The organism is Litoribacterium kuwaitense (genome assembly GCF_011058155.1).
Lineage (GTDB): Bacteria > Bacillota > Bacilli > Bacillales > DSM-28697 > Litoribacterium > Litoribacterium kuwaitense.
This window is the reverse complement of the sequence record NZ_JAALFC010000014.1, coordinates 57,036-78,202: the sequence shown is the minus strand read 5'-3', so window position 1 is coordinate 78,202 and position 21,167 is coordinate 57,036. Positions and strand designations below refer to the sequence as shown.

Here is a 21,167-nt window from a genome sequence, read left to right as displayed (position 1 = left end):
AAAGAATTCTTTGGACTCAATCATGTCCGTCATCGGACAGGTAAGAAGGCAAGGCTTCATTTCCAATTGGTGACGCTTGTTTATAATGCCTCCAGAATGGCCACAGATCGAATTAAAAAGATGAAAGCAGAACAAATGTCCAAGGCAGCGTGAATTAAAGCACGATATATTTAAAAAAAACATGTAAAACACCAAGGGACTACTCTACACTTTTTAAAAAGGGACTTAAAGGAATTTATATAATATATTAGTTTTATAGTGGAACCATTTCCTACAATCTGGCAATTCAAAATTAAAGAAAAGAAATAGGACAGCAAACTGTTTAAGTGACATAATGAAAAAAACTTATCGACAGATTTCATTACCCGAGCTAATGAATCAATAAAACCACTACAACATAGTGCATCTTTAGTCTATCCTTATGAATTGGCAAGGGATGAGTAAGTTCACTTTTTAGAATTAAGTTGTCAACACTGTATAACACATCCAGTGGGTGCTTATCGATTTTTGATTTGCTCAGTTGGGTGGACAAAGCAGGTGTTCAATACTATATTAATCAAAAAATGAAAATAAATAATATATTTTCAAATTTAATGAACTAAAGAAAGGTATGTTTTGGATTTCTTTTGATTTTCTTTACGTAATCGAAGGATCTGTTTAGTGTGCGGTTATCTTTCTCATTGAACAAGCCACTTGTTCAATGCAAGGACCGCAACGTGTTCTTTCCCCTCTAAATCAAGAACGTCCTCACCAATCATTTAATCCCCCTTCCCACATATATATGGACAATGGGCAATGAACGATCTACTCACTAATTGCAGAAAACGTTTTATGCTATTAGTGAGTATGTACATACAAGGTGGGAACATTCCGAACTTCGTGAGCACTCCTAGCTCAATTCCAGGCAGATCAAGAAATACAGTAAGCGCAAAGAACATTTTCCGAGCGACGACTTACTGGTTCCCGATTACACTAATACAATTAGCGTTTCGCTCTCCGTTTCCATCATGGGTTTGGTCAGGCACATTCGATTCGGAACGGGCTGCAAGATTTCAAACGAAAAGTGAAAGATTGTACACAGGAAAAGGAATTCTTGCACAACATTCCTGATTGTCTCATTGTCATCACTTGTTGCTTGTGTTGCTTGATGAATATCTAGGAGTATCGAAGTTATACATAATGAAGATTATAATATTATGGATGTTCTACTTTGTTGGTCTGGTGGAAAAATCTCGACTAGAAGTAAAGAAATCGCTCCAATAGCTGTCACATAGTCCCCTAATTTTGATATTAAAATTTCAGTTTGGTTTGCTGACTGTTCTAATACACGTTTTTGGATAGATTGTTTCACACTATCCATTAAAAAATCTCCTGCCTTCGAAACACCACCTCCAATAATTATTCTACTGGGGTTTAATACATGGATTAAATTGGTTAACCCTACCCCCAAATATTTTCCTGCTTGTGATAAAATCTCAATACTTAGAGGGTCGCCTTTTATTGCAGCCTCATGAATGAGTTTTCCGTCTATAAGCTCAAGGTCATTATCTACCCACTCTCTAAGAATGCTTTCTCTCCCTATTGAGATTTCATGCTTAGCCCTAGCAGCAATTGCCGGACCTGTTGTATAACTTTGTAAGCATCCATAATTACCGCAACTACACCTGGGACCATCAATGTCTATTGTCATATGACCAGTTTCACCACCCATAAAATGCTCCCCATGATACAATTCCCCATTTATAATAATACCGGCATTTACACTACGCCCTATATTAATAGCAATAATAGAATTTGCTCCACTTCCATCACCAAACCATGCTTCCCCTAAAGCCATAGCTCGAGCATCATTTTCAACTTTTACAACCATATTGAATTCGTGTTCAAGGTATTTTTTAATTGGGATATTTCTTAGTTGTAGTGATGGAGCAAATAGCGAAAGCCCTTTTTCAACATCTACCACTCCATGCATCCCCACTCCAATACCAATTATTTTTTTCTTATCGATATGTTTCTTAGAAATGACGTAATGAATACTGTCTTTTATTATATTTAGCAATCCATCACTAGTAATTTTTTTAGGTATTAATGTTTGATATTTCTCAAGAAGGTTCGCATCCAAGTCTGAAAGTACTACATGGATTTTTTTTGGACCAATATCAAGACCAATAATATGGAAATTGCTAGAATTAATGACTAACATGGTTGGTTTTCGACCTCGAACTCCTCTTCCTTGGTTTTTTTCGATAATGATTTCAGAAAGCAATAACTCTTTAACAATATTAGTCACTGTCGCTGGAGTAAGTTTTGTTTGTTTGGCAATTTCTGCTCTCGAAATAGGGCCATCATTGCGTATTTTATTTAAAATCGCGGAACGATTTAATGATTTCATTAGTTTAAAGCTGCCAGTTAAAATATTCTCAGACAATTTTCTCCCACCTTTAAATTAATTAATTAATTATATCATACCGTAATTATATAAAAATTTCGAATTCGCAGTCAAAACACTTATCAGATTCCTTGAAAGGAAAGCTGTTTAAATGTCTATTAGAGATACGGTTTCCGCATATTTAATTCACAAAAAATAATTTTCCGAATTTTATGTTGACAACTCCTTTTTGCTAACTTAGAGTTGTAATTAATTCTTTTATTAATTTAATTAATTAATACATGAGATCAAAAGTCCAGGTATAGAAAAATACGACAATGATTACACTACTTCTATTTTCGAAGATTTTAGTTCTTTTATTATCAATCATCCTGCAAATATCTCAATAGGGCATATGAGCTAGTCGATAGTGATTGCATATTTTATCAGAGAATCAATTAACCAGTGGAAAAAGCAATCAGTATTGTTGAAAAGGACGAAAGACATGTGAGGTTACTTCGTTAGAATGAACAATCACGAACCTAGTGTTAACCTTTGATCTCTACAATGGGCCGAGTTATTTGTGTAAGTAATGTTGATCAGGCTTGAAAGGTGGTGATGATGTCATGCCAGAGTTTTCAACATGATCCACGTGCGGATAATATTCAATCAAGGGTTTCAATAAAAGCTATCATCAAGCAAATCTAAAGGAGGACTAGAGATGCAAAAAGTGCAAAAAGAAAATGTGGCCCACCCCTATATTCCAAATACCGTGCCACAGGTACAGAACGATATGCTTAAGGATTTGGGATTAAAAAATATTGAAGAACTTTTTGAAGGGATTCCAGAAAATTTAATTTATAAAGAAAAATTGAATATTCCTTCATCATTGACTGAGTTCGAGTTACGAAAGGAAATAGAAGAATCACTCCAAAAGAATAAAAGCTGTAATGAAAACATCAATTTTTTGGGGGCTGGGTGTTGGCAACATTTCATCCCTGCTGTTTGTGATGAGGTCAATCAAAGATCCGAATTCCTAACCGCATATGCAGGCGAACCTTATGAAGATCATGGGAGATTTCAGGCACTTTTTGAATACCAAAGCTTAGTTGCTGAATTAGTGGATATGGATGTTGTAAATGTACCTACATTTGACTGGGCTCAGGCAGCTTCCACATCATTACGAATGGCTTGCCGCATAACGGGACGTAATGAAGTTTTATTACCGAAAACGATCGATCCGGATAAATTTCGTATTATTAAAAACTACTGTGAGCCTGGTATTTCTTGCGTGCTGGTTGATTATGAACAATCATCAGGACAAATTGATATACAGGATTTAGAAAAGAAGATCTCTCCAAATACGGCTGCGGTATATTTTGAAAACCCATCGTATCTCGGGTTCATCGAGGAAAAGGCTCATGAAATTTCGCGAATTTCGCATCAATTCGGCGCATTAAGTGTTGTTGGCGTTGATCCGAGTTCGTTAGGGGTGCTTGAAGCGCCAAGCCAATATGGAGCAGATATTGTGTGTGGGAATTTACAGCCTCTAGGAATGCATATGAACTATGGCGGAGGTCAGGCGGGCTTTATTGCAACAAGAGATGAAGAAAAATTTGTTCGAGAGTATCCTTCCCGTTTGTTTGGAATAGTTCCAACAGTTGTGGAAGGAGAATATGGCTTTGGAGATGTTGCTTTTGAACGAACTTCTTTACATGACAGAATCAAAGCCAAGGAATTTGTCGGTACGCAAACGGCATTGTGGGGGATTACCGCCGGAGTATATCTGGCTCTTTTAGGACCGCATGGGATGTTTGAACTGGGGCAGACAATTTTACAAAATTCACAATATGCAGTACAGGAATTATCTAAAATTAACGGTGTGCAAGCATCACGATTCGCCTCAACAAACTTCAAAGAATTTGTGGTCGACTTTAATCATACGGGTTACACAATTGCAGAAATTAACCACTTCTTGTTAAATAAAGGCATTTTCGCTGGGAAAGATTTGTCGCAATCATTTCCGGAACTTGGGCAGAGCGCGTTGTACTGTGTAACAGAAATACATTCAAAAAAAGATATTGATCAGTTGGTTGAAGCTATTCAAGAGTATGTCACGCAGTAATTTGACAATAGGCAAAGGGGTGACGAATGGATGAAAAAAATCGATAGAGATTACAAAGTAAGAAACTTCCATCAGGCGAAATGGGACGAACCGATTATTTTTGAACTTCACACACCTGGTGAAAGGGGAGTTATGGTTCCAAAAGCGGGGGGAGAAATCGAATCTCAAGTAGGCGACGGCGTTTCTGAAATCCCATTGGATATGGTAAGAAGAACCCCTCCAAAACTACCCGAAATTTCCCAGGCAAGAGTACTGCGCCACTATTTGCGCTTGTCGCAGGAAACATTGGGGTCGGACTTAAATGTAGAGATTGGACAAGGGACATGTACGATGAAGTATATACCAAAAATCAATGAAATGCTGGTCCGTGATCCAAAATTAACCGAACTTCATCCTCTACAAGATGAGAGTACAGTTCAAGGAGTACTTAAATTAATTTATCAGCTAGACCTGGCTATGAGAGAAATATCAGGAATGGATTATTTTTCTTTCCAGCCAAGCGGTGGAACACAAGCATTATTTGCAATGGCTTCGATTGTTAGAGCAAAGCACGAAGCGAACGGCGAAGCAGTCAAGAGAGACGAAATTATAACGACAATGTTTTCACATCCTTCACAGACGGCAACGGCCGTCGTTAAAGGTTATAAAATTATTACACTGCAGCCTGATAAGGAAGGTTTTCCTAAATTAGAAGATTTGAAAAGAGTGGTTTCCGAGAGAACAGCGGGTTTTGTCGTTGCTAATCCGGAAGACACGGGAATTTTTAATCCGAGAATCAAGGAGTTTACAGATATTGTCCATAAAGCAGGAGGGATTTGTTATTACGACCAGGCAAATGCCAATGGGCTGCTGGGGATCACAAGGGCAAAAGAGGCTGGATTTGATATGTGTTTTTTTAACTTGCATAAAACCTTTGCGGCTCCACATATGTGCGGTGGGCCTGCAACAGGTGCGTTAGGCGTCACCGAAGAATTAAAAGAATTTTTACCTGGCCCGATCGTAGCTTATGAGGACGATACGTATTACTTGGATGATGGTTTAAAAAGCACTATAGGTAAGGTGAGAGAGTTTCACGGTGTACCTCAAACGGTAGTAAGAGCCTATTCGTGGATTAGGAGTTTAGGTCCGGAAGGTTTGAAGCAAGTTGCCGAAGTTGCGGTCTTAAATAATAACTATATGTATCATCATGTATTAAAAATTAAAGGAGCGGATGCACCATATATACCTGGAAAACGCCTTGAACAAGTTCGGTACAGTTGGGAGAAACTAACTGAGGATACGGGTGTAACTACAGAAGATGTGCAGCGAAGGATGACAGACTTCGGTCATCATTATTGGACGAGTCACCATCCCTATGTGGTTCCTCAACCATTTACACTCGAGCCTACCGAATCTTACTCCAAAGAAGATCTTGATGAATATATTGCCGCCTTGACACAGATTTCAAATGAGGCTTATGAGGAACCTGAAAAAGTGAGGAGTGCTCCTTATAATAGCGTCATTCATAAAATGGATGAACAGGATTACTTGGACAATCCGAAAAAATGGTCGATTACATGGAGAGCATATAAGAAAAAACATTTATAGGCATCTAAAATCTTTCCCGAATTTAAATCATGCGATGAGCGAAGAGTCTGCGGCCCTAAATTCAATAATCAACCATAGAAAGCTTGCACTTTCCGCATGGATTATTATGGTAGGGTTAATGTTTCGAAGATACGGTATATAGAGTTAACGAATTGATCATTAGGGTGGTCAATTACTCGTTTGATAGAAGGATAAAAATGTAATATAAGGTTGATGACATTGCGGATTCTGCATACGCTCAATACGTTTTCCTGAGATTTTTATCCATTTAAAAGTCTTAGAATAATAGCTCAATATAAGAAGATTTAGCCAAAAATAGTAACCGCCGTACTTAATGAAAGGATGTTCTTATGAATTACGAAAGGTTAATTGGATTAAATAATAAGGTTGCAGTCATAACAGGAGCAGCTTCTGGCATAGGGTTGGCCACGTCTACATTGCTTGCATCTGCTGGATGTCGGGTTATTATGCTAGATATTAATGAAGATCGCGGAATGACGGAATCCGAAAAAATAGTAAGTGAGGGAGGGGATGCAAAATTCATAACCTGTGATGTAGCTTCAAGTAAGAGTTGCCGTTCTGTGATAGAGAAAATTGAAAGCGATTACGGCAGAATAGATATTTTATTTAACAACGCAGGAGTTATTCGAAGGCAAAATGCTGTAGAACATAGCGAAGAAGAGTGGGATTTAGTTATAGACGTGTCATTAAAGAGTGTATTTTTACTTTCCAAATTTGCAATTCCCATTATGTCAAAAAAAGGTGGAGGAAGTATCATTAACACTGGTTCAGGATGGGGATTAAAAGGCGGAGACAAGGCGGTCTCTTACTGTGCTGCAAAGGCAGGTGTGGTCAACATCACAAAAGCACTGGCGATTGATCACGGTAAAGATAATATACGTGTGAATTGTATTTGCCCAGGGGATACAGATACGCCATTGCTAAGAGGTGAAGCGGAACAGTTAAAGCTTAATGAAAAAGATTTTCTAGTATCTTCAGGGGTGGACCGTCCTTTACGAAGGATTGGGACTCCAGAGGATATAGCCAATGGTGTTTTATTTCTTGCAAGCGATTTATCTTCATGGGTTTCAGGAACCACTCTTGTGGTTGACGGTGGAGGGTTAGCATAGACATTTTTGCTATATACCTCAAAGGCTACACGTCAATTCGTGTAGATCACAGAAATATGATTTAAAGAGGAGAATGAAGAGTGAAAAAAACATGTTTATAGTGATCTGTTTTTTTGGATTACTAGGGCTGGGGTTAGTAGGTTGTCAAAGTAGTGAATCCAACAGTAATGAAGAATCAGATAAAGTAACTCTTGAATTGTGGAACAATGTGGCAGCAGGGCGGTCATATTTCCCTATCCTAATAGAAGAGTTTGAAAAGGAAAATCCGAATATTGAAATTGAATTAAATAACTTGAATGTTGAATCGAGTGAAGCAGAATATCAGGCAGCGATATCAGATGAAAGTTTACCAGATATTTTCAGTACTGATGCATTAACAATTAATGAATTTGTAAATCTTGACTTAGTTCGTGAATTAGATGAATTATTTCCTGCAGATGTTCGAGATGAATATAACCAAGGCGTGTTTGATGAAGGAAATGCTTCGTTAAATGGTCATGTATATTTGTTTCCTGTCTATAAAGGAGGAACATATTACATGTTTTATAACAAGCAAGTATTAAATGATTTGGGAGTTAGTAAAACGCCAACGACATGGGAAGAGTTAAATGAAGTTGGCCAAGAAATTTATAATAAGTCTGACGGTGCAACGTATGGTTTGATTTTTGGGGGACAGTCCGGCTGGCTGGTCGAGGCAATAACAAAATTATTTGCCACGGAATTGTCTCCAGAAAGCGACTATGATTATAAAAATGGTGACTATAAGTATGCTACTGAAGGATATATAGAAACAATGAAATACATGAAAGAACTACGAGAAAATAAAGTGTTGTCGCTTTCAACGCTTGAAACTGACTCTACTGTAGCGAGAGAATTGTTCGTTTCAGGTCAGGCCGCGTTTCTAATAGATGGCAATTGGACAGGTCAATTGTTAAATGAAAGTGGTTTTAAAGATTGGGGTGTTTTGAAATTACCGACTAAAGATCAAAATGGGAAACAGTATGGTGAGTTTGGTCTAGGTAGTAATGATGGGTTATATGTTGCCAAAGATACTAAGCATTGGAACGAAGTTAAAAAATTCATGGAATTTCTGAGAGAAAATATGTACGAAGAGATATTAAGGGATGGGGAACCTATAGTGGCCAAGAAAATCTCAAACTTTGATATTGATTTACCTTTCGAGCAAATGACAGAAATATCAGATATATTTGACGAGATGAACGTAAGAACTCCTGATCCTATCGTGGTGAATTCGGAAGCACAAGTGATTGAAGTGGAAACTCAAAAGAACGCTCCTGATGCTGCCCCTGGTTCTATTTTAATGGGATACCTTACTGGACAGGTGGAAGATGTGGAAAGCGAACTTAAAAAGTATGAAGAAGGATATAACCAAGCATTTAAGGATGCTCTCGAAGACAATGAAAATATTACGCAAGAAGATTTCAAATTTCCAAATTGGGTTCCTTATGAGCCTTATACCAGTGAGGACTATAAGGAATTGAATTAAATTTAAGGATAAGCTATTGCCTAATTTATTTTAATAGATGATAGCTTATCCTATCTATATTAATGAAGTGTGGGTGGTGAGGTTACAATGTCTAAAGCAAAACGAAATAGGAAAGTGAATAAACAAACTAAACAACGTTACATATGGGCATATATATTTATTTTACCACAAATCTTGATGTTCCTCGGTTTATCCCTTTATCCAATTATTATGAGTTATGTTTATTCGTTTTATGATTGGTCTGGTGTCGGCCCAATGAATGACTTTGTAGGTTTTGACAATTATTTAAAGGTATTCACCGAGGAAATGTTCTGGAACGCTTTTAAGAATACGTTTGTATATACAGCAGGATTTGTAACGATTTCAGTAACATCGGGATTAATATTGGCTTTAATATTAAACAATCCCAAACTAAAAGGGAGGGTTGTCTATCGAACATTATTCTTCCTTCCCGTAGTAACAACAATGGCGATCGTTGGTATCATTATGAAAAACATTTTTGGAAATACTGGCTTAATTAATCAAGTACTTCAAATGATTGGAGTAATTGATGAAGCTTTGCCATGGTTAATTAACCCAGTGACAGCCATGATTGTCCTTATTTTAGTCGGTTCATGGAAAGAGACCGGAATCATAATGATTTATTGGCTAACTGGTTTGCAAATGATTCCAAAAGAATTATATGAAGCAGCCAAAATTGATGGCGCAGGAAGTATGCAAGTATTGCGTTACATCACCTTACCTTTATTAGCTCCAATTGGCGCTACAATTTTATTGCTCACTACTGTTAGTAGTATGAGGGTATTTGATCTAGTAAAAACATTGACAAATGGGGGTCCTTTCTATTCCACAGAAACGCTAGAATTATATATTTATAGATTTGCTTTTGCTTCCGAAGGACAATCCCAAATAGGTTATGCATCAACAGTAGGGGTGATTTTGGGTATGACTGTATTTATCATTAGCCTGTTACTTGGGTGGGTTGTATTGAAATTGAACAAGCAAAAGGGAAAAAATGATTTGAAGACGGAGATGAAAAAGATATGAGCTCAAGGGTATCAATGGGGCTAACTCACTTGGCGCTGATCCTATTTGGTTTGATATGGGTTTATCCTTTTATTTGGATGGTATCTTCCTCCTTAAAAACCAACGCTTCCTTTTTAACATCCGGTGTTAATCCGGTACCAGAAAAACTACACTGGGAAAACTATGAGAGAGCTTGGAATGTTGCGAACTTTTCTGGTTACTTTCTAAACTCAGTTGTTATTACCCTTGGGACTGTAATAATTGTCGTAACGTTAAGTTGTTTAACAGGGTACGCTCTTGGAAGGGTGAACTTTCCAGGTAGGAGAGCAGTCATAGCAATTACTGGAGCAATGATGTTCATTCCAACGGGCTACACGATTATCCCATTATATGAATTGATGAAATTTTTGGGTCTATCTAATACCATATTTGGTGTAATACTAGCAGAGTCAAGCGGGGCGCACGTGTTGTTTATTTTATTGTTTGCTGCATTTTTTAGCCGGGTTCCTAACGAAATTGAGGAAGCGGCTATCATCGATGGATGTGGATTTCTTAAGATTTTTTTTAAGGTAATTTTACCATCAGCAAAACCCGTCGTAGCAACAGCTGTAATTATGCAATTTATCTGGACATGGAGTTCATTTTTAATCCCCTTAGTATTGACTCTGAATAACCCTGAGTTAAGAACGTTAGCAGTTGGTATGCTTTCGTTTGTGGGTAAATACCAAACCGATTGGACGGGTATGGCTGCGGGAGCATCCATATCATTACTACCTGTCATTTTTATATTCATACTCATGCAAAGATATTTCATTGAGGGGATTTCCGGATCGGTAAAATAGATTCTTGATGAATAAGGAGCGATATATATGAACTTCAATATCAAATACATTCCATTTAGCACTTTTGGCTCTTACATGAGCATTTCCTATTTAGTAGGCAATGAAGATTTGCCAGAAGGAATCTACTTACGCAATATAAGAGGAGGAGATGATGAGAACGGTGCCGTTTTTAAGTTGGATATGCTTCAAAATGGAGGTATAGTACCATTTGAAACAATCCTTGCTCCAGATTGCCTCACTCTTAAAACAAACAGTGGTCAAGTTCAACTTATTTTCCCTGAGAGCAGTTGCTTGCGAGTTTTTGGAGAAAATGCAGGTTTGCGGCTGACACTTGTTACAAATGAATATGATAATGCATTTAAGAAAGAGAGAGGACAATTACAAGTTAACGTTTTCTCTAAGAAAGTCAAATTCATGTTGAGACAAATACAAGGAGATCTAAACACTGATGCGCCTTGGAAAGTGAACGGTTGTACTCGTGTGGTTGCTGATTTTACTCCAGACGTTGACCGTAAGCAATTGGATGCAACGATAGAAGAGTTTGAGACTGTATATTCTCCACATGATTTCACAGAATCTTTTCAATTGGCTAGACAGCAAGCACTTGGCAAATTTGAAGAATGGCATGCAAACACATTAGATGTGCCTAAAATCTATGAAGCAAGCAAAAGGCTGGCTGCTTACATTACATGGTCTTCCGTAGTCAAAAAAGAAGGATTCTTAACTAGACCGGCAATGTATATGTCCAAAAATTGGATGACAAACATATGGAGTTGGGATCATTGTTTTAATGCAATGGCATTGGCTAAAAATAACCCGGAATTCGCTTGGGATCAATATATGATATTTTTTGACGTTCAAGATAGGAGTGGAATGCTTCCAGATTATATGAATGACAAATTTGCATACTGGAATTGCACGAAACCCCCTATACACGGCTGGACATTATCATGGATGTTAGACAAAATATGTCTTCCAGAAGAAAAGTTGCGTGAAATATATAGTCCGTTATCAAAGTGGACTGAGTGGTATTTTGAACATCGGCTCAGCAGTAATGGGTTTCCGGAGTATCATCATGGTAATGATAGCGGATGGGATAATAGTACTTTATTCCACGAAGGTATACCTGTTGAGACACCGGATTTGTCCGCATTCTTAATTCTGCAGATGCAAACATTAGCTGATATTGCACGAAAGTTGGGACTTCAACAAGAAGAATTAATGTGGGAAAAAAAAGCGAATGACTTGCTTAGGAATATGATCGATTATTTTTGGGATGGAGAGAAATTTTTGGCTAAGCACTGCGGAAATGCAGTCGACTGTGGAGATAGTTTGCAATTATCACTTCCTTTAATTCTTGGAGAAAGTTTGCCAGAGAATATTAGGCAAAAACTGATTGATGGTCTCAAAGACACAGACCGGTTTTTAACTGAACATGGTTTGGCAACTGAAAGTATTACGAGTCCTTACTATGAGGAGGATGGTTATTGGCGAGGACCAATCTGGGCGCCAGTAATGCTGTTATTCATTGATCGTTTAAACGCTGTGGGAGAGTTTGAATTTGCTGAAGACCTCGCTAAAAAGTTTTGTAACATGGCTGCAGATAATGGCATGGCCGAAAACTTCAACGCGATCACTGGCAAAGGGTTAAGAGATCGTGCATTCACTTGGACGTCGAGTGTTTTCCTGATCTTGGCTAATGAATATGTAAACCGTTAAAGAGACTATGGAGTGGAAAATAGGATTGTGTTAAATAGTGAGCTGTGTCCAGCATTTCAAATATTGAGGTTCTGGGAGCATGAATGGATGTAGTCGAAGGTTATTCATGTAAGTCGTATCAACTTCAAACGATATAAATTTAATTGCGCGACTAGCATTTATATTAAGTTCCGATCATGTTGGAGAGCTCTGCGCTTTAATAGGCAGGGCAGTCTGATCAACGTGCAATTTTCGTTTGATCTAATTCTGCATGATTAGGTGAATAGAAAGGTGTAGTTTTATTACAAAATTTGGATAATTTGATGTCTAGGCGTTCTTCCCATCTACTCATCTCAAACAGAACTGAGGAGGGTATATTGAGTAAATGTAATAGGTCTTCAAACTTCATAGGAGCTGACAAAACGTGAGAAATATTTTTAAAGAGAAGTGGGGGGCAATATTAATTGCAATCTTCTGCTCTGTACTTTGGGGGAGCGCGTTTCCAGTATTAAAAATAAGCTATGAAGAATTGGACATGGCACCAGATGATGTCGTGGCCAAAATTGTTTTTGCGGGAATGCGTTTTTTATTAGCGGGTGTAGTTATCTTGTTTTGTTTATTTTTTTACAATAAAAGAAAGTTATTTGTAACTAAGAAGCAGTTCTTATTTCTAGTGCTTTTTGGTGCAGTGCAAACAGGCTTGCAGTATTTTTTCTTTTACAATGGACTTGCAAAAGTTTCGGGAATGCAGGGTTCTATCCTGCAATCTAGTGGGATTTTTTTCGTAATATTATTGGCTCATTTCTTTTACCAAAATGACCGGATTACGTTAAACAAAATATTTGGATTAATTGCCGGGTTTGCTGGAATTATATTTGCGAACTGGGGACAAGAGTTGCAGTTAAGCTTTCATGTAACAGGAGAGGGTTATATGATATTAGCTGCGCTTACAAGTGCAATTGGGACAATTATGGCGAAAGAACTGGCGGTTGATATTCATCCTTTTGCCTTAACTGGCTGGCAGTTAACTATTGGTGCAGCATTAATGCTTATAATCGGTTTGCCTAATTTGCAGGAGGAAGCAATCGTTTTTACACCGCTTGGCTGGGGTCTTCTTATCTATTCAGTTTTCCTTTCGGCGGCAGCATTTGGATTGTGGTATTCAATCCTTAAATTTAATAAAGCCGGCGAGATAAGCATGTTTAAATTTATCACTCCTGTTTCCGGAACAATGTTGTCGGCAATTTTTATTCCAGGGGAAAACGTAAACGTTTATATTATAGGAGCATTGACATTAATCACACTTGGAATTATCGCTGTAAACTATAAGGTTGAAAGAAATAAAGATATAAATAAGGGCCATCTTAATTCATCCCTAAAGGGAAGGAGAAATAGTCTATGAGAAAATATAAAATTTGGGAAGACATTCGTATTACAGACATAAATAGATTAAAACCACGTGCTTCTTTTCATTCGTTTCCAACAAAGAAGACTGCACTCATTGGAGAGAAAGCTTATACACACCACTTCAAAAGTCTAAATGGAATGTGGGATTTCTTATTTTTGCAGGCTCCAGAATATTCGCCAGAAAGCTTTGAAAAGAAAGAAGCAGATACTACAGAATGGGATCAAATTCAGGTGCCGAGCAATTGGCAGATGGAAGGGTATGGAGATATGCATTATTCAGATTTATGGTATAATTTCCCAATACGCCCGCCTTACGTGCCATCTGAAAACCCTACAGGTATTTATAAGCGAAAATTCCTAATTGATCAGTCTTGGTTTGATAAAGAAATCATAATACGTTTTCATGGGGTGGATTCCGCATTTCATGTTTGGGTGAATGGGGAAGAAGTTGGCTACAGTAAAGGCGCCAGAAACACTTCTGAATTTAATATTTCTTCCTATCTTAACGTTGGAGAAAATGATATTACAGTTAGAGTGTACCAATGGACAGATGGTACTTATCTTGAGGACCAAGATATGTGGTGGTTAAGTGGAATATTTCGTGATGTTGAGCTCTATTCGCGACCTATAAACGGCATTGATGATTTTAAGGTTGATACCGAATTACAAGTCAATTCTACTATCGGGAATTTGGAAGTGAATGGAACCGTACGTAATGCCAAAAATGAATTAACTCTCGTTTACGAACTTCTAGATGAAAACCACAATGCTGTTATGTCTGGGGAAGAGGAGCTTGTTGAGGGTCATTTTTGTATTTCGGACAGTATTAGTCAACCTAAACTATGGAGTGCCGAAACTCCGAATCTATATACTTTATTACTTACCGTTAAGCAAGGTGAGAAGATCGTAGAGGTTATACCCCAGAAAGTAGGATTTCGGCAAATAGAATTAAAAGGCAAGACTTTTACAGTAAATGGGGTTGCAATTAAACTAAAAGGTGTGAATCGTCATGATTACAACCCTAGTACAGGAAGAGTCGTATCAATGGAGGAAATCATAAAAGACATCAAGCTCATGAAACAGCACAATATAAATGCAATTCGCACTTCCCATTATCCGAACTCTCCGTATTTTTATGAGGTGTGCGACCGGTACGGCATGTATGTTATTGATGAAGCTGATATTGAGTGCCATGGATTTGAGCTTACCAATCATTACAGTTGGCTTGCTGACGACCCGGAATGGGAAAAAGTGCATACAGACCGTCTTATTCGAATGGTTGAAAGGGATAAAAACCACCCTTCAATTATTATGTGGTCTTTAGGGAATGAATCCAGCTTCGGACAGAACTATAGAGAAATGGCCAAAATTTGCAGGGAAATTGATCCCAGCAGACTCATTCACTATGAGGGAGATACTTTAGCAGAGGTAACAGATGTATATTCAACAATGTACACATGGATCGAACATCCAGACAAGGAACATAAAACAATGAAGGATATTGTTTTAACGACTGAAAAACCCCATATACACTGTGAGTATGGTCATGCGATGGGCAATGGACCTGGAGGCCTAAAAGAATATCAAGAACTTGTCTATGAACACGAACAGCTCCAAGGAGGTTTTATTTGGGAGTGGTTCGACCATGGAATTCAAACAAGTGATGAAAATGGCAGAGTATATTATAGCTATGGGGGGGATTTTGGAGACGAACCAACGAATGGAAATTTTTGCATAGATGGTCTCATCATGCCTGACCGTACTCCCTCACCCGCATTGTTAGAATATAAAAAATTATTGAGCCTGTTCACACTTATGCCATAAACCTGGATGAGGGAAGGCTCTTGATAGAAAATAAATATGATTTTATTTCATTGGATCATCTTACAATGAAATATTTTATAGAAAAAGATGGGGAAGTCATTCAAACGGGAGTAGGCTCTATAAAAGACATTCCTGCCAGAGGATCTCGTGAAGTGACACTGGATTATGATTTGGAATTTCTCAAAGAAGCTAGTACGGATTATTACCTCACCTTATCTTATGTGACTAATCAGAGTTTTGCGTGGGCCATTAACGGGCACGAGCTAGCGACTGCCCAATTCAAATTTAATTTTGAAACGGAGGAATTAGCCCTCTCTCCGGACGGGGAGCTCGTTATTAAGGAAACGCCCTATTCCATCACTATATGTGGAGAGGAAGTTGAAGTGGTTTTTGATACGATTAATGGGCGCATGACTTCATGGAAGAAAAATGGTGTGGAGGTCGTAAAAGAGGGGCCAAAATTGCAGTTTTGGAGAGCTCCAATAGATAACGATATGTATTTGATGAAAGATTATAAGGAAAAATATTTCATGCACCTGTGGCATGAAATGGTCGATACAGTCGATGTAAATAAAATGAAAAATAAAGTTAAAATTATTGTTAGTACAGTAAACGGCACGACTAATGCTTCGTGGTACTATGTATGCAGATATGAGTATATCATTTTTGCAAATGGAGATATTCAATTTAATGTATCAGGAACCCCGAGCGGAATGACAGAAAATGCACCGTTAATGATTCCCCGGATTGGTGTGGAAATGCGCTTGAACAAGGAGTGCGAAAATGTAAAGTGGTATGGCCGTGGTCCTGGAGAATCTTATTCAGATTCAAAGCAGGCTAATTTATTTGGTGTATATGAAAAAAGTGTAGCGGACCTTTTTACTAATTATGTATATCCACAAGAAAATGGTAACCGCACTGATACATATTGGGCTAGATTAGTGAATAAGTATGGAATTGGCCTGATGGCAAGCTCAGTAGGCAAAAACACATTCAATTTTAGTGCAAGCTTTTATGAGGTTAAAGACGTCGAAAAAGCAAACCATACAATTGATTTGCAGGAAAGGGATTATATAGTCCTTCATTTGGATCATAAACAAAATGGTTTGGGCTCCAATTCGTGTGGTCAGGACCAATTGGAGAAATATCGTTGCAAGTTTGAAGCATTCAATGTGCAGATGAAATTATCTGTCTACTCTCTAAAGGAAACTAGCGATATCCTTAAAGCAAAAGAACAGATTATTAATGTAAATGACTAAATATGTAAAAGGAGCATTGCTGTTAGGAGAAATTTCGCCGACTTGAACAAAAAAGAGCCTTCTTGGTATGAAATGGGTTGTCAAATCTGGTCAAATACCAAGGAGGTCTCCACAATGAATGATAAAAAAGCCACAAAATTCTTTAAAAACACACTAAACTAGTGGTCGGGATCGATATTTCGAAAAGTACACAGGACGCTTGCTTTACAGATGATCGCGCAACTCCAGAAATCGTTTTCGATCTCACAGTCACAAGGAGACTTTGAGTATTTTATCAACGAATGCTTAAAACGTTAAGAGAACACGGTAAAACAGAGGAAAATTCTGATAAAATGACTTGTAAACCTTCAACACTCTTTAGAGAAGGGGAAATAAATTGATGAGGAAAAAAAGCATATTGCATTGTTTATTGATTTGTTTATTTGTAGTGGGAGCTGCTTGTAGTAAACCATCTTCTGAAGGTGAAATTGAAACTGTTAATGATCCAGGAAAAGACGGTGATCGCAAAAACGAGTCTATAACACCAATATCAAAAAATGCTGCACAAGATGCATTGCAAAATATTAAGAATCCTGTTGAATTAAACGAGCAACTCTTAAACGATGATAATAAAACGATCATAGAGGCCTTTATTCAAATAGAAGATTGGACGAACGATTCATTAGCATTAAATGAACTGTTTCAAGAAACTCAGAAATCTTATATAGATGATGCAGCTAGAGAACAAATCAAACAAAAATTGAAGGTGTACCATAGTACAAAACATATCGAACAACTCATTTCATTTTACTATCCCGAAAACCCCGAATACATATCTGAAGAAGATGAAGGTAAAGTTGATGGTCTCTATGAATACAGGGCAACTGAATCGTGGGGGGGAACATTGGATTATGTAAACAAAAATGGAACGTTTACAAATGTAAATGTAAGCGATAAAGGTGATCATGTGATCGTCACTATTGAAGGGAAATATGAGCAAATTGAAGACATTCATCATTTTAAAAGAGTGTTTACTTTAAAGAAGCATGAGGGTGGAGAGTCTTATGTCATTGATCATACTACTTTAGATGATCCTCAGGGGAATTTTCCCTCATTACCTTTTTAGTTGACTGATCCAATCACGAATCGTGCGTACGAACCCATATATGTTATACGGGAGTGCTATAAAAAATCCTCGGGTTTGATCTCAGAGTACAGGAGATACAAAGTATGTAAATTCCTGCGAATCCATGAATCAAACACATTAGTCTGGTTTAATGAACAGAGAACGTTCGTCGAATGAAACAATGGTCATTTATCATATATCATCCTGTCCAAGGTTGTCGCTGTTTCAACGTCGAGAACAAATCAAAACAGTTTAAAAACATGACGGTCTCGGAGTGTAAGCTGAGGAAACTCAAAGTAACAAATGAGTGAAAAAGCGAAGGCAGAGATGATTAATCATTCAAGTGAGAGGATATTGAAAGAGACATTCAATGGGAAATGAATTAATTAAAAATTCATTTTTTCGCACAATCTAGATGTAAAGCTGAAATGGTCTGATTCTCGTCTAGTGGGTTAACACGGAGCGAATTTAGTGCTGTATATTGTGAACAAGGTGTAGGTATGTCACGGATGCCGTCATTTTTAATTGCAATAAACGATACTTACAACCTTACAAGAACTTCATTGTATATTCTACCCAGATAAAACAAAAAAAGGGGTTGTAAGAGACCACATTTTTTCATGATCTTTTGATACAGCCCCTAATGATTCTATCGTTTTTTACAAGAAAATGGAGAAAACGACTAACAAAATGAACGCTGTCAACCAGGCTAAAGTAGTTGGTATTGACCATACCATAATCTGTTCCTTAGCGTTGCGGATGCCTAACATACGGTTAACGACCCAATAAAAACTATCATTAAAATAGGAGAACAGCAGAGATCCTGTCGTGGCTCCTATCGCTGCGAGGGGCATATAAACCCCATCCACGCCAGAAAGAATGGGTGCTGTAATGGATGCTGCAGTAATCATCGCGACTGTGCCACTACCTTGAACTAGTCGAACAAAACTAGAGACGAAGAAGGGCAGAAGGACCAATGGAACGGACATATTTACGATTAATTGAGCTACATAATCTCCAGATCCACTTTCACGAAGGACGTTCCCAAGGGCTCCACCGGCACCAGTGACGAGCAGGATAATTCCTGCAGCTTTGATGCCTTCTTCCATACGGTCAAGAGATTCGTTGCGGTTTAGTCTCGTTGTTAATGTATAAATAGCAAAGACAAGGCCGAGTCCAACGGCGATAACTGGATTACCAAAGAACTGAATATATCCGAAAATTCCTTCAGTTAATTCCTGAGCGGTAACTACGGTGTTAGCAAAAATCAATAGAATCGGAATTAAGATAGGAGCCATGGACAAGGCTAGGGAAGGCAGCTGTTTGCTTTCTTGCTGCTCGATAAATTCCTCGTAAGTATCTGCTGGTTTTTCCGGACGTACCCAGCCTAAGCCATCTTCATCTGGAAGCTGGTGTATTTTTTTACCGATCCATTTGGCGTATAAGACCCCAACGATAATCAGCGGCACGGAGAAAATCAAGCCCCAAAGAATCATAACACCGACACTGACACCAAAAATCCCTGCTACTCCAAGCGGTCCAGGTGTAGGAGGAACTAAAGAGTGGGTAACTACAAGACCGATAGCTAACGCTACTCCGAGTGTGATAACGGATCTTTTTGTCTTTTTTGAAATCGCTTTCACTAACGGTGTTAAAATAACAAAGGCGGAGTCTACAAAAATAGGAATAGAAACAACATAACCGGTTAAAGCCATCGCCCAGTCCTCTCTTCGTTTTCCTAACATACGTACAAAAGAATAGGCGAGGCGTTCCGAGGCGCCCGCAACTTCCATGACCCTGCCAAGCATGACCCCAAATCCAATGACAATACCGATCGACCCGAGTGTTCCTCCGAAGCCGTTTGTAATTGCATTTGCGACATCTGGAGGCGTCATACCGGCTATAAGACCGATGACAGAAGAGGATGCAATTAAAGCGATAAAGGCGTGTATTTTTGTTTTCATGACTAAGAAAACGAGTAAGGCAATTCCGACGACCAAACCTAAGATAATTTGTCCACCTGGTGCTTCCATGCTTATTCATCTCCTTTAAAGAACGATAAGTTTCATCTGAATATGAATGAAGTTGTATGTTTATGAACATGCAAAAGATTGTTTCAAATTGCTAATGATTTTCGTTTTGGTTATAATGCAAGACGAGTCCTCCCTTGGGGTACGAGTTCTGGATCTGTGGTAGGTTTAAACTCTTTCTACACCAAGGGGGCTCTTTTTTTGCACTTACATTCTGGTTTAAAAATTTATTTTATTTGTTTCCTAAAGAATGGGGTGTATTTAGCTGCAGCTTTAATCGCTTCTACCATACTTACAGAGCTGGCGATTCCTTTTCCAGCAATATCAAAAGCTGTTCCGTGGTCCACCGATGTGCGGAGATAAGGCAATCCATTGGTGACAGAGACTGTACGCTCAAAATCATACATTTTGGCTGCAATGTGTCCTTGGTCATGATAGAGGGATAAAACAGCATCATACTTGCCGTGAGCCGCTTGGTGGAAAACTGAATCGGCAGGAACAGGTCCATTTACTTCTACTCCTCGCTGTCTCGCTGCCTCAAGTCCAGGCGTTAATTCATCAATTTCTTCTCTCCCAAACAACCCGCCTTCACCTGAGTGTGGATTTAATCCTGCAAGAGCAAGCTTTGGTTCATCAATTCCTAGAAGCTCCAATGCTTCTTTACAACGGATAAGGTAATCTTCCACACGCTCTTTGGTCATCATTGGAATTGAATCTTTTAATGAAACATGTCTCGTCAAAAAGAAGATTCGCAAGTCGTTGACTTCAAACATGGTCATGGGATCATGAGAATCTGTGAACGCTGATAACATAGCTGTATGATCAATGTAAGGGACGTCGCTCGCTTGAAGGGACTCTTTATTGATCGGAGGTGTGCAAATTGCATCGGCTTCCTCGTTTTCTATCAAGTCATGCGCTTTTTTGATATATTCATAGGAAGCTTGTCCGCACATTCCAGATACCACTCCCATTTCATAGCTGTCGATTTCGACATTATTTAAGTCGATTAAATCAATGGTGCCTGGCTCATAGTTTGCCTCGTTCGTTTTTTTGATGATATGGATGTTCAAGTGTGTATCAATGGCTTCCATGATCGTTTCCAATACATCTTTATCGCCAATGACGAGTGGATTACAGACATCATAAATTTCTTTTTGTGCCAGTGATTTAATAACGATTTCAGGTCCGATTCCTGCAGGGTCTCCGATAGGAATTGCGATCGTAGGGTTATTTTTATTGCTCATATACATCATCCTTTT

14 protein-coding genes and 1 pseudogene are annotated in these 21,167 nt (G+C 38.3%); 12 read left to right on the top strand and 3 right to left on the bottom strand.

Features of this window, described 5'->3' with window-relative positions; genetic code table 11:
* Nucleotides 1–153: pseudogene (locus tag G4V62_RS19845) on the top strand (IS5/IS1182 family transposase); the annotation flags it as partial.
* A gap of 1,033 nt (nt 154–1,186) precedes the next feature.
* Here G4V62_RS19845 and G4V62_RS09445 read toward each other — a convergent pair.
* A complete protein-coding gene (locus G4V62_RS09445; protein WP_246218360.1) occupies nt 1,187–2,428 on the bottom strand; it encodes an ROK family transcriptional regulator in 1,242 nt (413 codons plus the stop codon).
* A gap of 661 nt (nt 2,429–3,089) precedes the next feature.
* On the opposite strand from G4V62_RS09445, the gene gcvPA reads away from it, so the two are divergent.
* From gcvPA to G4V62_RS09395, 11 genes are all read left to right on the top strand, one after another.
* Entirely contained in the window at nt 3,090–4,493 is a 1,404-nt protein-coding gene (gene gcvPA / locus G4V62_RS09440; RefSeq protein WP_165201548.1) for an aminomethyl-transferring glycine dehydrogenase subunit GcvPA, read from the top strand.
* A 30-nt stretch (nt 4,494–4,523) separates the two neighbouring features.
* Nucleotides 4,524–6,080: an aminomethyl-transferring glycine dehydrogenase subunit GcvPB gene (gene gcvPB, locus G4V62_RS09435; RefSeq protein ID WP_165201546.1), complete on the top strand. Its 1,557-nt coding sequence runs from the start codon at nt 4,524–4,526 to the stop codon at nt 6,078–6,080.
* Between the two features lie 350 nt (nt 6,081–6,430).
* On the top strand, nt 6,431–7,210 hold the full coding sequence (locus tag G4V62_RS09430) for an SDR family NAD(P)-dependent oxidoreductase (RefSeq protein WP_165201544.1): 780 nt from the start codon (nt 6,431–6,433) through the stop codon (nt 7,208–7,210).
* Nucleotides 7,211–7,283: 73 nt separating this feature from the next.
* Nucleotides 7,284–8,717, top strand: coding sequence for an ABC transporter substrate-binding protein (locus tag G4V62_RS09425; protein ID WP_165201542.1), 1,434 nt, complete (start codon nt 7,284–7,286; stop codon nt 8,715–8,717).
* Between the two features lie 87 nt (nt 8,718–8,804).
* Entirely contained in the window at nt 8,805–9,764 is a 960-nt protein-coding gene (locus G4V62_RS09420; RefSeq protein WP_165201540.1) for a carbohydrate ABC transporter permease, read from the top strand.
* Nucleotides 9,761–10,585, top strand: coding sequence for a carbohydrate ABC transporter permease (locus tag G4V62_RS09415; RefSeq protein ID WP_165201538.1), 825 nt, complete (start codon nt 9,761–9,763; stop codon nt 10,583–10,585). The genes G4V62_RS09420 and G4V62_RS09415 overlap by 4 nt, the downstream gene beginning before the upstream one ends.
* Nucleotides 10,586–10,612: 27 nt before the next feature.
* Nucleotides 10,613–12,304, top strand: a complete 1,692-nt coding sequence (locus G4V62_RS09410) for an amylo-alpha-1,6-glucosidase (protein ID WP_165201516.1) — start codon at nt 10,613–10,615, stop codon at nt 12,302–12,304.
* Between the two features lie 403 nt (nt 12,305–12,707).
* On the top strand, nt 12,708–13,685 hold the full coding sequence (locus G4V62_RS20585) for a DMT family transporter (protein ID WP_165201514.1): 978 nt from the start codon (nt 12,708–12,710) through the stop codon (nt 13,683–13,685).
* Nucleotides 13,682–15,514: a glycoside hydrolase family 2 TIM barrel-domain containing protein gene (locus tag G4V62_RS20580; RefSeq protein WP_312855470.1), complete on the top strand. Its 1,833-nt coding sequence runs from the start codon at nt 13,682–13,684 to the stop codon at nt 15,512–15,514. The genes G4V62_RS20585 and G4V62_RS20580 overlap by 4 nt, the downstream gene beginning before the upstream one ends.
* 20 nt (nt 15,515–15,534) lie before the next feature.
* On the top strand, nt 15,535–16,773 hold the full coding sequence (locus G4V62_RS20575; protein ID WP_312855469.1) for a beta-galactosidase small subunit-related protein: 1,239 nt from the start codon (nt 15,535–15,537) through the stop codon (nt 16,771–16,773).
* Between the two features lie 379 nt (nt 16,774–17,152).
* Nucleotides 17,153–17,878 (top strand): hypothetical protein, encoded by a 726-nt coding sequence (locus G4V62_RS09395; RefSeq protein WP_165201512.1) that lies wholly within the window; start codon nt 17,153–17,155, stop codon nt 17,876–17,878.
* A 659-nt stretch (nt 17,879–18,537) separates the two neighbouring features.
* Here G4V62_RS09395 and G4V62_RS09390 read toward each other — a convergent pair.
* The gene (locus G4V62_RS09390) at nt 18,538–19,911 is read right to left on the bottom strand and encodes a GntP family permease (protein WP_165201510.1); all 1,374 of its coding nucleotides are present in this window, start codon (nt 19,909–19,911) and stop codon (nt 18,538–18,540) included.
* A gap of 224 nt (nt 19,912–20,135) precedes the next feature.
* The gene (gene pdxA / locus G4V62_RS09385) at nt 20,136–21,152 is read right to left on the bottom strand and encodes a 4-hydroxythreonine-4-phosphate dehydrogenase PdxA (RefSeq protein ID WP_165201508.1); all 1,017 of its coding nucleotides are present in this window, start codon (nt 21,150–21,152) and stop codon (nt 20,136–20,138) included.
* Nucleotides 21,153–21,167 lie beyond the last annotated feature (15 nt).